This is a genomic window from Streptomyces sp. NPDC060064 (genome assembly GCF_042736455.1).
Taxonomy (GTDB): domain Bacteria; phylum Actinomycetota; class Actinomycetes; order Streptomycetales; family Streptomycetaceae; genus Streptomyces.
In genome coordinates, this window is sequence record NZ_JBHWWF010000078.1 from 1 (window position 1) to 12,355 (window position 12,355).

General features: G+C 70.6%; 11 protein-coding genes, 1 tRNA gene and 1 pseudogene. 9 read left to right on the forward strand and 4 right to left on the reverse strand.

Features of this window, described 5'->3' with window-relative positions; translation table 11 throughout:
* Positions 1-276, forward strand: a pseudogene (locus ACFWDI_RS40055) (RNA helicase); the annotation flags it as partial.
* Between the two features lie 110 nt (positions 277-386).
* On the opposite strand, the gene ACFWDI_RS40060 reads toward ACFWDI_RS40055, so the two are convergent.
* Positions 387-623 carry a hypothetical protein gene (locus ACFWDI_RS40060; protein WP_385311934.1) on the reverse strand — a complete coding sequence of 79 codons (237 nt, stop codon included), beginning with the start codon at positions 621-623 and terminating at the stop codon, positions 387-389.
* 486 nt (positions 624-1,109) lie between these two features.
* Positions 1,110-1,182: transfer RNA gene (locus ACFWDI_RS40065), tRNA-Arg, on the reverse strand.
* Positions 1,183-1,500: 318 nt separating this feature from the next.
* Here ACFWDI_RS40065 and ACFWDI_RS40070 point away from each other — a divergent pair.
* From ACFWDI_RS40070 to ACFWDI_RS40085, 4 genes are all read left to right on the forward strand, one after another.
* On the forward strand, positions 1,501-3,102 hold the full coding sequence (locus ACFWDI_RS40070; RefSeq protein ID WP_385311947.1) for a dynamin family protein: 1,602 nt from the start codon (positions 1,501-1,503) through the stop codon (positions 3,100-3,102).
* Between the two features lie 5 nt (positions 3,103-3,107).
* Entirely contained in the window at positions 3,108-4,856 is a 1,749-nt protein-coding gene (locus ACFWDI_RS40075) for a GTP-binding protein (RefSeq protein WP_385311935.1), read from the forward strand.
* A 98-nt stretch (positions 4,857-4,954) separates the two neighbouring features.
* On the forward strand, positions 4,955-5,371 hold the full coding sequence (locus tag ACFWDI_RS40080) for a single-stranded DNA-binding protein (protein WP_327328319.1): 417 nt from the start codon (positions 4,955-4,957) through the stop codon (positions 5,369-5,371).
* A 244-nt stretch (positions 5,372-5,615) separates the two neighbouring features.
* Positions 5,616-7,028, forward strand: coding sequence for an LAETG motif-containing sortase-dependent surface protein (locus ACFWDI_RS40085; protein WP_385311950.1), 1,413 nt, complete (start codon positions 5,616-5,618; stop codon positions 7,026-7,028).
* A 239-nt stretch (positions 7,029-7,267) separates the two neighbouring features.
* Here ACFWDI_RS40085 and ACFWDI_RS40090 read toward each other — a convergent pair whose 3' ends face one another.
* On the reverse strand, positions 7,268-7,435 hold the full coding sequence (locus ACFWDI_RS40090; protein WP_385311937.1) for a hypothetical protein: 168 nt from the start codon (positions 7,433-7,435) through the stop codon (positions 7,268-7,270).
* A 287-nt stretch (positions 7,436-7,722) separates the two neighbouring features.
* Between ACFWDI_RS40090 and ettA the strand changes: the two genes are divergently transcribed.
* From ettA to ACFWDI_RS40105, 3 genes are read left to right on the forward strand one after another with little or no spacing between them, the layout of a single operon-like run.
* Positions 7,723-9,387 (forward strand): energy-dependent translational throttle protein EttA, encoded by a 1,665-nt coding sequence (ettA, locus tag ACFWDI_RS40095; protein WP_385311939.1) that lies wholly within the window; start codon positions 7,723-7,725, stop codon positions 9,385-9,387.
* A gap of 7 nt (positions 9,388-9,394) precedes the next feature.
* Complete coding sequence (locus ACFWDI_RS40100; RefSeq protein ID WP_385311940.1) at positions 9,395-9,838, forward strand: acyl-CoA thioesterase; 444 nt, start codon at positions 9,395-9,397, stop codon at positions 9,836-9,838.
* Entirely contained in the window at positions 9,835-10,509 is a 675-nt protein-coding gene (locus tag ACFWDI_RS40105) for a hypothetical protein (RefSeq protein WP_385311941.1), read from the forward strand. The genes ACFWDI_RS40100 and ACFWDI_RS40105 overlap by 4 nt, the downstream gene beginning before the upstream one ends.
* 148 nt (positions 10,510-10,657) lie before the next feature.
* On the opposite strand, the gene ACFWDI_RS40110 is transcribed toward ACFWDI_RS40105, so the two are convergent.
* On the reverse strand, positions 10,658-11,062 hold the full coding sequence (locus tag ACFWDI_RS40110) for a globin (RefSeq protein ID WP_385311943.1): 405 nt from the start codon (positions 11,060-11,062) through the stop codon (positions 10,658-10,660).
* Positions 11,063-11,246: 184 nt separating this feature from the next.
* Between ACFWDI_RS40110 and ACFWDI_RS40115 the strand changes: the two genes are divergently transcribed.
* On the forward strand, positions 11,247-12,266 hold the full coding sequence (locus ACFWDI_RS40115) for a methyltransferase domain-containing protein (protein ID WP_385311945.1): 1,020 nt from the start codon (positions 11,247-11,249) through the stop codon (positions 12,264-12,266).
* Positions 12,267-12,355 lie beyond the last annotated feature (89 nt).

Below are 12,355 nucleotides of genomic sequence, written 5' to 3' on the forward strand. Positions count from 1 at the left end.
CTCATGGCAGACGCCGGCATCACCCCGCACACCACCCACGTCCGCTCCGGCGAAGCCGAACTCAGCCGCATCACCGGCGCCCAGCCCCCCTCCGGCATCCCCATCACCGTCAGCGCACCGGTCACGGAGCGCCCCAAGCGCGGCGGCGCCCCGTTCCGCGGCCGGGGCACCCGCCCGGGTCGGCCCGGCCGCGCCGGTAGCGAGTCCCGCCGGTCCGCCGAGGCCCGCCAGACCGCCGAGGCCCGGAAGGCCGCACGGGTCCGTCGCGCCGCCTAGGACTCGATTGAGGGACCCCGGGCGGGGTCCCTCACCGGGTACTGGTCAGGGCAGATCACGACCTGCGCGGTCCATCTCCTCGTCGAGGGCCGGGCGTTCGGGCCCCAGGCCTACGGGGCTTGTGACAGCTCGTTGTAGCGCCTGGCCGGCTCCTGGCCGGAGAAGGCCTGGACCGCACTCATGACCTTGTCCGTAGCCGCCCGCCGGGCCTGCGCGCCGAGCTCGTGCAGCCCTTCGTTCTCCACCGCGAACTTCACGTAGGCGAGCGCGGCGGCCTGCAGCCGGTCAGTGGCCGTGGCGCCCGCTCCGCAGTCCTCCATCGCGCGGTCGCGCTGCGCGGCCGGCATCCGGCTGGCTCCGTCATCCGCCGGGCCCGGCGCACGGCCCGACAGGAACTCCTCACCCCGGACGAGTCCGCTTCTCCATTGGCAAACGCGTGTACGACCTGCGACACGCCTGCCTGACCAACTGGCTCAACGACGGGGTTCCGCCGACGCAGGTGGCCGAGTGGGCAGGCAACAGCATGCCCGTGTTGCTTGCCGGGTACTCCCGATGCATCTCCGGCCAGCTCAAGGATCTTCAGAAGCACAGCGAGGCGGGGGTCCCTGCCAGACCTGCACGGCGGGAGCTGACGCAGCACCCGGAAACCGCCACCGCGTATCCACCGTGACCACCCGCAGGAACCCGGTGTCAGCCGGACAGCGCCGGACCGAACCCGACCGCCTCGGGGGCGGTCCGGCGCTTACGCGTCCGCTACCCCCTGCCCGCTATGGTGCCTCTGACCAGCAAAAAGACCCTCCGGGGTGGAGGGTCTGTCGGTTGTGCGGGCTGTGTGCCCCCGGCAGGACTCGAACCTGCGGCCAAGCGCTTAGAAGGCGCCTGCTCTATCCACTGAGCTACGGGGGCCGAATGGTGGCCTCGGTGGCCTGGAGCCCCGGGTCGGGTGGTTCCGTGACCTTGCCGGACACAAGGATAGGGCTCCGATCGCCTTGGCCCGGTTGCTTCACCTGCGTGGCACGATGTGGAGGTTCGGTGAAGCGAACCGATAATCGCAGGCAGGTGCGATTCCCGCACCGCTTTTGACGTCTCACATCACGGGTGTTGTGCACTCGTTATGCCTGCGCCCCACTCGTCCCGTCTGTCCCGTCTGTCTGATCGGCGCGCAGAGAGCCCCATACGCTTCAAAAAGCCGCCAAAGTTGGGCATTCTTCGCATGTGGTGACCTTGGATGTACGGCCTCAGCTGATCGACGCACTCTCCGCCCTCCGCGACCGTGTCGCCGCCGTGCGTCTCCCCCTCCCTCTTCCCGGCGCTCCGCGTGCCCGGCAGACGCGCACCGAGCTGCTCGCACAGCTCGACGACTATCTCGTGCCCCGGCTCAAGGAGCCCGAAGCGCCGCTCCTCGCGGTCGTCGGCGGTTCCACCGGGGCCGGGAAGTCGACCCTCGTCAACTCCCTTGTGGGGCGGCGGGTCAGCGAGGCGGGCGTGCTGCGGCCCACCACGCGTACGCCCGTGCTCGTATGCCACCCCGACGATCACCACTGGTTCGCCGGGATGCGCGTGCTGCCCCAGCTCACCCGCGTATGGCTGCCGCCGCAGGACGAGACCGAAGGACCCGACGACGGCTCGCGCGAGGCCCAGGAGGAGAACTCGCTGCGGATCGAGACCGCCGCGACGCTGCCCCGCGGGCTCGCGCTGCTCGACGCCCCCGACATCGACTCGCTCGTCGTGGAGAACCGGCTGCTGGCCGCCGAGTTGATCTGCGCCGCCGATGTCTGGGTGATGGTCACCACCGCCTCGCGGTACGCCGACGCCGTGCCGTGGCATCTGCTGCGTACCGCGAAGGAGTACGACGCCACGCTGGTGACGGTGCTCGACCGGGTGCCGCACCAGGTCATCACGGACGTGTCGCGGCAGTACGCGGCGCTGCTGACGAAGGCCGGCCTCGGCGAAGTGCCGCGGTTCACCATTCCGGAGCTGCCCGAGTCGGCGGGCGGCGGCAACGGACTGCTGCCCACCACCGCCGTCAGCCCGCTCTTCAGCTGGCTCGCCCACCGGGCGCAGGACCCCGCGGCCAGACAGCAGACCGTGGGGCGTACCGCGGCGGGCGTGATCGACTCGCTCAATGCGCGGATGCCCGCGCTCGCTGGCGCGGTGGCCGCCCAGTACACGGCGGCCGTACGGCTCACCGTCGCGGTCGAGGAGGCGTACGAGAAGGAGGGCGAACGGGTGCGCCAGCGGCTCCGGGCCGGTGCCGTGCTCGCCGGGGACGCGCGGACCCGCTGGCGCAGCTTTCCGCGCGACAGTTCCGCGGGCGAACTGCTGGACTCCCTGGTCGCCAGTCTCTCGGCGCTGCTCCAGTGCGCCGTCGCCGCCGCCGAAGAGCATGTCCAGGAGGCCTGGCGGCGCGAGCCGGCCGCGGGAGCGCTCACTGTCCAGGGGCGCCGGGACCTGGAGTCGGGAGAGCGGATCGGCATCGCCGTACGCCGCTGGCGGCGGGTCCTGGAGGAGCTGGCCGAGGAAGAGGTACGCCGGTTGGAGCGGACCGCCGCGTCCGACCCCGAGACGGTGGCCGCGCTCCTCGCGGCCACGCTGCTCGGCGGGCGCCGGGCCCGCAGCGCGGGGGAGCGGCTCGCCGAGCGGATCGGGGCCCAGGGCGCGCTGCGGCTGCGCGACAAGGGCGGCGAGCTGGTGACGACGTACATCGACGACGTACTGCACAGCGAACGAGACCGCCGCCTCGCACCCCTCGACGCACTCGATTTGACCCCTGAACCGCAGGCCGAGCTGATCGCCGCGCTGTCCGTACTGCAGAAGGAGAGGTGACCGCGGTGACCGCCATCACTGACGACGAGAACGAGGCCGCCGACCGCTGGGACGACGGGCTGATCGCCCGGCGGGCCGGCGGCCGGGACGAGGAGCCGGAGAGCGAACCGGACGAGGACCTCCTGGCCGAGACGCATGTGACGATCGGCGGTGCCTACACCGGGCCGCTGCGGGTCCGGCTGGATGCGCTGCGCGAACTGATCGGCCTGTCGCGGACCCGGCTGGACGGCAGGACCCTCGCAGAGGCGGGACGGGTCCTGGACGAGGCGGCCGCCCGGCAGCGACTCTCTTCGCGGCACACCGTCGTCGCCATCGCGGGCGCTACGGGGAGCGGGAAATCGACGCTGTTCAACGCGCTCGCCGAGGTGCCGATCTCGGAGACGGGGCTGCGCAGGCCCACCACATCCGCGCCCATCGCCTGCACCTGGTCGGAGGGCTCGGCCGGTCTCCTCGACCGGCTCGCCATCCCACCGCGGCTGCGGCGCAGACCGCTCGCCGGCGGCGACGAGGAGCTGTACGGGCTCGTCCTCGTCGATCTGCCCGACCACGACTCGGCCATGGTCAGACACCGGGAGCAGGTGGACCGGGTGCTGGCACTGGTGGACGCGGTGATCTGGGTCGTCGACCCGGAGAAGTACGCGGACGCCGCGCTGCACGAGCGGTATCTGCGGCCGCTCGCCGGGCACGCGGAGATCACCTTCGTGGTGCTCAACCAGGTGGACCGGCTGCCGGGCGAGGCCGCCGACCAGGTGCTCGACGATCTGCGCCGGCTCCTCGACGAGGACGGCATCGCGCTCGGTGAACACGGCGAGCCCGGCGCCACCGTGCTCGCGCTGTCGGCGCTCACCGGCAGCGGTGTCGGTGAACTGCGCGAGCTGATCGGGAAGTTCGTGCAGGAGAAGAACGCCGCCGCTCGCCGGCTGTCCGCGGATGTGGACGCGGCCGCCGCGAAGCTCCGTACGGTGTACATCGCCGACGGGCGCACCGGCCTCGGCGAGCGCTCGCGCCAGGACTTCGCCGCACGGCTGGCGGAGGCGGTCGGCGCGAAGGCGGCGGGCGAGACCGCGGAGCGCGAGTGGCGCAGGAACGCGAGCCGGGCGTGCGGGACGCCGTGGCTGCGGCTGTGGCGCTGGTACGAGCGCACCCGTATGCGGGGGAGTGGCTTGCTGGAGGCCGCGGCTCCGGCGGAGGACGAACTCACGGCACGGCAGCGGGTCGAGCAGGCGGTGCGTACGGTCGCGGACGAGGCGGCACAGGGGCTGCCGGGGCCGTGGGGGCAGGCGGTGCGTGAGGCTGCGCTGCGCGGGGCCGAAGGGCTGCCCGAGGCGCTGGACGAACTGGCGGTGCGCGAGGCGCGGGCGATGAGCGGCCGGCCGCCGCGAGCCGCGTGGTGGCCGATGGGGGTGCTGGCGCAGGCGGCGATGACCCTGCTCCAGGTCTACGGAGGGCTGTGGCTGGTGGGCCAGATCATCGGCGTACTGGAGCCGGGCCTGGTGCCGCCGGCGCTGGTGATGCTCGCGGGGATCGTGGGCGGGCCGCTGGTGGAGTGGGCGTGCGCGGCGGCGGCCCGGGGACCGGCGCGCCGGTACGGGCAGGAGGCGGAGCGACGGCTGCAGGAGGCGGCCGCTGGGTGCGGGCGGGCGAAGGTGCTCGATCCGGTCGTGACGGAGCTCATGCGGTACGAGGAGGTACGGGAGCGGTACGCGACCGTCTCGGGGCCGGGGGTGACGAAGTTGTCCACACTGCTGCGGTAGTCCACAGGCGTCGGCGGGATCTTCCTGTCCGGTCCAGCATGGAGATCGGTCGGAGAGAAGACCGGTCAGTGCAACAACGGGACGGGGAGGTGGCCGCGGTGAACGACACCATGGTGACGGTGGTGGGCAATGTCGCCACGAATGTGGAGTACCGGGAATCGGCGTCGGGAGGGGTGGCGCGATTCCGCATTGCGGTGACGCCGAGACGGTGGGAGCGGCAGAGCGGGAGCTGGACGGACGGACACACCAGCTTCTACACGGTCTTCGCCTGGCGGACGCTCGCCGTGAATCTCGCCGGATCCGTGTCTGTCGGTGAACCTCTTCTCGTCCATGGACGGTTGAAGGTGCGGGAGGAAGAGCGGGACGGGAAGCGGAGGACGTTCGTGGACATCGAGGCGGTGGCGGTGGGACACGACCTGACGCGGGGGACGTCTGCATTCCGGCGAGTGGTAAAGGCGGAACCGAATCTGACGGAACGTCCGCAGGGGGCGCAGACGCCGACACCTGTGTCCTGAGCTGGAGTTGTGGAGATTTGTCGAGTCAGAAACGGTGAAACGGCGGTGATGGGCGGCCGGGTGGCGGGCGGCGATAACGATTCCGAGTCGGAATGGTTGTCTGACGGTATGACGGGGGACTGGGGTGCGCGGCGTCTCTAGGATTTCCGCGTACTCACGGGGCACTTGAGTCTGCAGGCGAGGCACTCCCCCCACGCGCCACACGCGAAAAAGGCCTCGTCCGGAGGGGAATTCTGTGTTTGCTGTGTTCTCTGCGTCATCTGTACGCAGGCGGGGCGCCGCTCGTCGTCTTACTGTCGCGGCATTGGTGTCGGGCCTCATCGCGGCGGGCTCCATGGCCGGCGCGGGTGCGGCCACCGCCGACGACGGCGGCGTTCAGCACCAGGGGGGCGCGGTCGCCACTCTTGACGGGCTGAAGACCTACGACCGGGCCGTGCTCCACACGAACGGCAAGAATCACGAGATCCCCGCCGGGGTGTTCGAGATGACCGTCGACGGCGGCGGGCGGCTGAAGACGTACTGCATCGACATCCACAACCCGACCCAGGACCAGGCGAAGTACCTGGAGACCCCCTGGAACCAGACGTCGCTCGGCGGCAACAAGAACGCGGGCAGGATCCGCTGGATCCTGCAGCACTCCTACCCGCAGATCGACGACCTGGCGGCGCTGGCCAAGGACGCGGGCACCGGACCGCTCTCCGAGAGGACCGCGGCGGCCGGCACTCAGGTCGCCATCTGGCGCTACTCGGACGACGCGGACGTCGACGCCCTGGACCCGCAGGCGGAGAAGCTCGCGGACTGGCTCGAGAAGGCGGCCACGGACGTCGCGGAGCCCAAGGCCTCGTTGAGCCTGGAGCCGAATGCGGTTTCCGGCCTGGCGGGCGGTCGGCTCGGCCCCGTCACGGTCCGCACCGACGCCGACCGGGTCACCGTGAATCCGCCGGCCGACGCCGCCGCCAGCGGCATCAAGATCACCGACGCGGCCGGCAAGCCCGTCACCTCCGCCGTCAACGGCGCCCAGCTGTACTTCGACGTCCCGGCCGGCGCCGCCGACGCATCGGCGACGCTGACCGCCCAGGCCACCACCTCCGTGCCGGTGGGCCGGGCGTTCGCCGGAGCGACCAAGAGCCAGACCCAGATCCTGGCCGGCTCCAGCGAGACCACGGTCTCTGCGGACGCCACCGCCACCTGGGCGAAGGCGGGCGCGATACCGGCGCTCTCCGCGAAGAAGAACTGCGCCAAGGGTGGCGTCGACATCACCGCCACCAACAAGGGCGACGCTCCGTTCACCTTCGAGCTGATGGGCTTCAAGCACTCCATCCCGGCCGGCGCATCCAGGACCGTCACCTTGCCGGTCGCCGAGGACCAGGCGTACGACTTCACCATCACCGGGCCCGACGGCTTCAAGAAGAACTTCAAGGGCGTACTGGACTGCAAGACCACCGGCACCGGGGCCCCGGAGACGGACACCGCCTCGTCCCAGCTCAGCCCGGCCTCGGCCGGCGGCGCCTCCGCGGGCCTCGAGGGCGACCTCGCCGAGACCGGAAGCTCCAGCGCCACCCCGATGATCGCGGGCATCGCGATCGCGATGGTCGTCATCGGCGGCGGCGCGGTCTTCTTCCTCCGCAAGAAGAAGACGGCGGGCACCGAGGAGTGAGCACGTATACGCGCAATGTGACGCTGCGCTGATGACGGCCCCGGTATGCCCGCGCGTACCGGGGCCGTTGCCGTCGGCGATCAGTTGCGGGTTCAGCCTCGGGGGGTAGCGGAGTTCGAATCCCGCCGGGGGCACATCAGTAAGGGTCAGTTCAGAGGATTGATGCTCCGTCGCCTCTGATCCGCCGCTGCGACGCGCCGCCTCGTAGCCGGAATCGCCCGCACGCGCCACCACACCCTTCAGCTTGGTTGCTTGAAGGCGCTCACGTCTCCGGGTTCAGCCTCCAGCGACTCGCGGTCGAATTTCAGCATGAAGAGAAAGTACAGCCCGCCTGCGAGGAGCAAGCCGACCACGATCACGACGGAGACGAGCGCCTCCCGGGGTGCCACCAGCACAAAGAGCGCCACGAGCGTCCACACCAGCGCGCAGATCGCGACCGGCAGCTCGAAGCGCCCGAGGTCGAACGCCCCCTTCCCACGAGATCGATCTGCGCGAAGCCCGGGCCGGGCAGTCTGTGCGCCGTGCGAGGCGGATCGGTGCTGACCGCCGACGACCGTCAGTGACAGATCAACTGCAGGAAGGAAACCGGAAGAGCCAGGTCAGGGACCCCTGGCGTTACTGGTTTCGTTCCCGGGGTGGCGGTCAGGCAAGATGGGGTGTATCTGCCCACCCACTTCTTGCCGGACGGTTTCTCTTGGCTGAGTACATCTACACGATGCGCAAGACGCGCAAGGCGCACGGCGACAAGGTCATCCTCGATGACGTGACGCTGAGCTTCCTGCCCGGTGCGAAGATCGGTGTGGTCGGCCCCAACGGCGCCGGTAAGTCCACCGTGCTGAAGATCATGGCCGGCCTTGAGCAGCCGTCCAACGGTGACGCGTTCCTGTCGCCCGGCTACACCGTCGGCATGCTCCTCCAGGAGCCCCCGCTCGACGAGTCCAAGACCGTGCTGGAGAACGTCCAGGACGGCGCCGCCGAGATCATGGGCAAGCTCAAGCGCTTCAACGAGGTCGCCGAGCTGATGGCGACCGACTACTCCGACGCGCTGATGGAGGAGATGGGCAAGCTTCAGGAGGACCTGGACCACGCCAACGCCTGGGACCTCGACGCCCAGCTCGAGCAGGCCATGGACGCGCTGGGCTGCCCGCCCGGCGACTGGGCGGTCACCAACCTCTCCGGTGGCGAGAAGCGCCGCGTCGCGCTCTGCAAGCTGCTGCTCGAGGCCCCCGACCTGCTCCTCCTCGACGAGCCCACCAACCACCTCGACGCCGAGTCCGTGCAGTGGCTGGAGCAGCACCTCGCCAAGTACGCCGGCACCGTCGTCGCCGTCACCCACGACCGGTACTTCCTCGACAATGTCGCGGGCTGGATCCTGGAGCTCGACCGCGGCCGCGCCATCGGCTACGAGGGCAACTACTCCACCTACCTCGAGAGCAAGCAGTCCCGTCTCAAGGTCGAGGGCCAGAAGGACGCCAAGCGCGCCAAGCGGCTCAAGGAAGAGCTCGAGTGGGTCCGCTCCAACGCGAAGGGGCGGCAGGCCAAGTCCAAGGCCCGCCTCGCCCGTTACGAGGAGATGGCCGCCGAGGCCGACAAGATGCGGAAGCTGGACTTCGAGGAGATCCAGATCCCGCCGGGCCCGCGTCTGGGCTCCGTCGTGGTCGAGGTCAACAAGCTCTCCAAGGCCTTCGGCGACAAGGTCCTCATCGACGACCTCAGCTTCACGCTGCCGCGTAACGGCATCGTCGGTGTCATCGGCCCGAACGGCGCCGGCAAGACCACGCTGTTCAAGATGATCCAGGGCCTCGAGGCCCCCGACTCCGGCGAGATCAAGGTCGGCGAGACCGTCAAGATCTCCTACGTCGACCAGAGCCGCGCCAACATCGACCCCAAGAAGACGCTGTGGGCCGTCGTCTCCGACGAGCTCGACTACATCAACGTCGGCCAGGTCGAGATGCCGTCGCGCGCCTATGTGTCGGCGTTCGGCTTCAAGGGACCGGACCAGCAGAAGCCGGCCGGCGTCCTCTCCGGCGGTGAGCGCAACCGCCTCAACCTGGCGCTGACCCTGAAGCAGGGCGGCAACCTGCTGCTCCTCGACGAGCCGACCAACGACCTCGACGTCGAGACGCTCTCCTCGCTGGAGAACGCTCTGCTCGAGTTCCCCGGTGCGGCCGTGGTCGTCTCCCACGACCGCTGGTTCCTCGACCGTGTCGCCACCCACATCCTGGCGTACGAGGGCGAGTCCAAGTGGTTCTGGTTCGAGGGCAACTTCGAGTCGTACGAGAAGAACAAGGTCGAGCGCCTCGGTGCGGACGCGGCCCGTCCGCACCGTGCCACCTACAAGAAGCTGACCCGGGGCTGAGTCGCACATGGCCCGGTACATCTACCGCTGTCCCCTTCGCTGGTCGGACATGGATGCCTTCGGGCATGTCAACAACGCTGTCTTCCTGCGGTATCTGGAAGAGGCGCGGATCGACTTCATGTTCCGGCTGGCGCCGGGGGACGGTTCCCCGTCGTTCTCCGGCGGGTCCGTCGTGGCCCGGCACGAGATCGACTACAAGCGGCCGCTGGTCCACCGGCACGAGCCGGTGGTCATCGAGCTGTGGGTGACGAAGATCAGCGCGGCGTCGCTGACCATCGCGTACGAGGTCAAGGACGCCGAGGGTCCCTCGGCGCAGGTCTATGTGCGGGCCTCGACCGTCGTCGTGCCCTACGACCTCAGCGCCGAGCGCCCGCGCCGGATCAGCGCGGAGGAGAAGTCCTTCCTCCAGAAGTACCTGGACGACGCCGGCGAGGGTGCTCTCGCAGCATGACCGTGCCCGTGCGGAGTCTGCGCTTCGCCGATGCGAGGGAGGCGGAGGATCTCGCCGCCTTCCTCGCCCGGCTGATCCACTACGACCGCGCCGCCGCGGTCAGGCTCCAGGCCTGGGCCGGCGCGCTTGCCGTTTTCGGGCGTCCGCCCTCCTTCGAGGTGCTCGCGATCCGCACGGCACGGCTCGGCGACCCCGTCGAGCTGGATGCCACCGTCTCCGCGGGCGAACTGCTGGAGTGCGTCGGCGCTGAGGGCGGCGCGGAGTTCACTGTGCCCGCCGCCGTCACCGGTCCGCCATGGGCCGGTGTGCTGCCGCCGCGCGGCGGCTGGCGCGAGATCTCCGGACTCCCCGAAGTGAATACGATGCGCGGCGCGGTCGCCGCAGCCGTCGCCGAATTCCGCACCCGTGACGAGCAGTTGCCCGCCGAGCGCCGCACCCGCGCCGAGCGCGACCGGATCGGGCACGAGATCTGGGCGCGCACCGTCGCCGGCACCGGACTGCCGCTGCGTGCCGTGCACGCCGCCCAGTCGCTCGGCTTTCTGCGCCCCGGGGTCCCGGTCGCGCTGCTGTCCGCGGGCGGCTGGCTCAGACTGCGTACGCCCTTTGGGTCGATCGCCGTACGCACGTCCGGTCTCGGCGGACTGAGCGTGACCCCCACCAGGCTCGGTTGACCCACGCCCGGAAGCGGTGAGCGGACATCTTCCGCTCCGCGCTCGGCGGGCCGGAGCGCGGTGTTCGGGCCGCGGTGTTCGGGCCGCGGCGTTCGGGCCGCGGCGTTCGGGCCGCGGCGTTCAGTCCGAGGTGTTCAGTCCGAGGTGTTCAGTCTGCGGCGTTCACCATCGTTGCCGCGGCATAGGTGAGGTAGTGCCACAGCTGCTGCTCGTGCTCCGCGGAGAGTCCGAGCTCGTCGAGAGCCGTGCGCATGTGCTTCAGCCAGGCGTCGTGCGCGGCCCGGTCGACGGTGAACGGCGCGTGCCGCATCCGCAGCCGGGGATGGCCGCGGTGGTCGCTGTAGGTGCGCGGACCGCCCCAGTACTGCATCAGGAAGAGAACAAGCCGTTCCTCGGCCGGTCCCAGATCCTGCTCCGGGTACATCGGCCGCAGCACCGGGTCCTCGGCAACGCCCTGGTAGAAGCGGTGGACGAGCCGCCGGAAAGTCTCCTCGCCGCCGACCTGCTCGTAGAAGGTCTGCTCCTGAACGGTGCCGCGCGGAATCTCGTTCACGTGAATAAGCCTCGCAATGTGTCTCTGGTCAGCCCCGAGGGGTGTCGGCCGGGGGTCCGGGGGTAGCCCCCGGGAAGTGCAGCACCCGTCCATCGTCTCAGACGCACCGGCCGAGGACTCCAGCCCTAGGACCACCCCCGATCGGGTGCTCGCCCAGGGGGCGGTGGCGCAGGAGAGTGGAGGCATGGCTGTGCACCTGGACCGGTTCGCCGAGCCCGCCGCCGAGGCGCGGCGGCTGTTGGTGCGGGAGATCGTGGCGGGCGGCGGGCTGACCGACCCGGCCTGGCGGGCGGCGTTCGAAGAGGTGCCGCGGCATCTGTTCGTGCCGTACTACTACGGGAGCCGGGCGGGCGCGTACGAACGCCTGTGGTGCGAGGACCCGGACCCCGTGCGGCGGGAGCGCTGGCTGCGGGGTGCGTACGCGGACGGGCCGCTCGCCACCCGGGTGCGCGACGGTGAGCTGCTCTCCTCCAGCAGCCAGCCCTCGCTGATGGCCCGGATGCTCGAGGAGCTCGATGTCGAGGACGGGAACGCCGTACTCGAGATCGGCGCGGGCACCGGCTACAACGCCGCTCTGCTGTCGCACCGGCTCGGCGACGACCTGGTGGCCACCGTCGATCTGGACCCGGAGATCACCGAATCGGCGCGTTCGCATCTGGCGGCCGCCGGCCACCACCCCACCGTCGCCACCGGCGACGGTGCGCGCGGCTGCCCGGCGCGCGCCCCCTTCGACCGCATCATCGCGACCTGCACGCTGCCGTCGGTGCCGTTCGACTGGCTGCCGCAGTGCAGCCCGGGGGCGCGGATCCTGGCTCCGCTCTCCACCGGGCTGATCGCGCTGCGGGTGCGTGACGACAGCGGCGGCAGAAGTGCGGAGGGCCACTTTCTGCGCACGTCGGCGTACTTCGTGCCGCTGCGCGGTGGCGAGCTGCCGCGGGAGGGGCATATCGGCGGGCTGCCGAGGCGCGCGATCGAGAACGACCTCTTCCGCTTCCTGCTGACCCTGGCCGCGGGCAGCCTCGATCCGCACGAGGCCCTCTCGCTGTGGGAGCGCGAGCGGCGCCCACAGCGGGACCGGTTCGGGGTCACCGTCAGCGGGGACCACCAGTGGGCCTGGCTGGACGACCCCGAAGGGCCGTACGCCTGGCCGCTCGGACGCCCGACCGGCTGGGCCGCCGCGGCGGGCCGCCAGGGAACGCCCTAGCTGTATTGACCTGCAGCGTTGTTCACGCGGCTGATGGGTGGCTGGCCTGCGAGTGCGGTGTGGCAGCGGTGGTGGTTGTAGGTGTGCAG

Coding starts and splice junctions, on each gene's coding strand:
- ACFWDI_RS40060 (WP_385311934.1), bottom strand. CDS start 623: ATGCCGGCCGCGCAGCGCGACCGCGCGATGGAGGACTGCGGAGCGGGC.
- ACFWDI_RS40100 (WP_385311940.1), top strand. CDS start 9,395: ATGGCCCGGTACATCTACCGCTGTCCCCTTCGCTGGTCGGACATGGAT.
- ACFWDI_RS40105 (WP_385311941.1), top strand. CDS start 9,835: ATGACCGTGCCCGTGCGGAGTCTGCGCTTCGCCGATGCGAGGGAGGCG.
- ACFWDI_RS40115 (WP_385311945.1), top strand. CDS start 11,247: ATGGCTGTGCACCTGGACCGGTTCGCCGAGCCCGCCGCCGAGGCGCGG.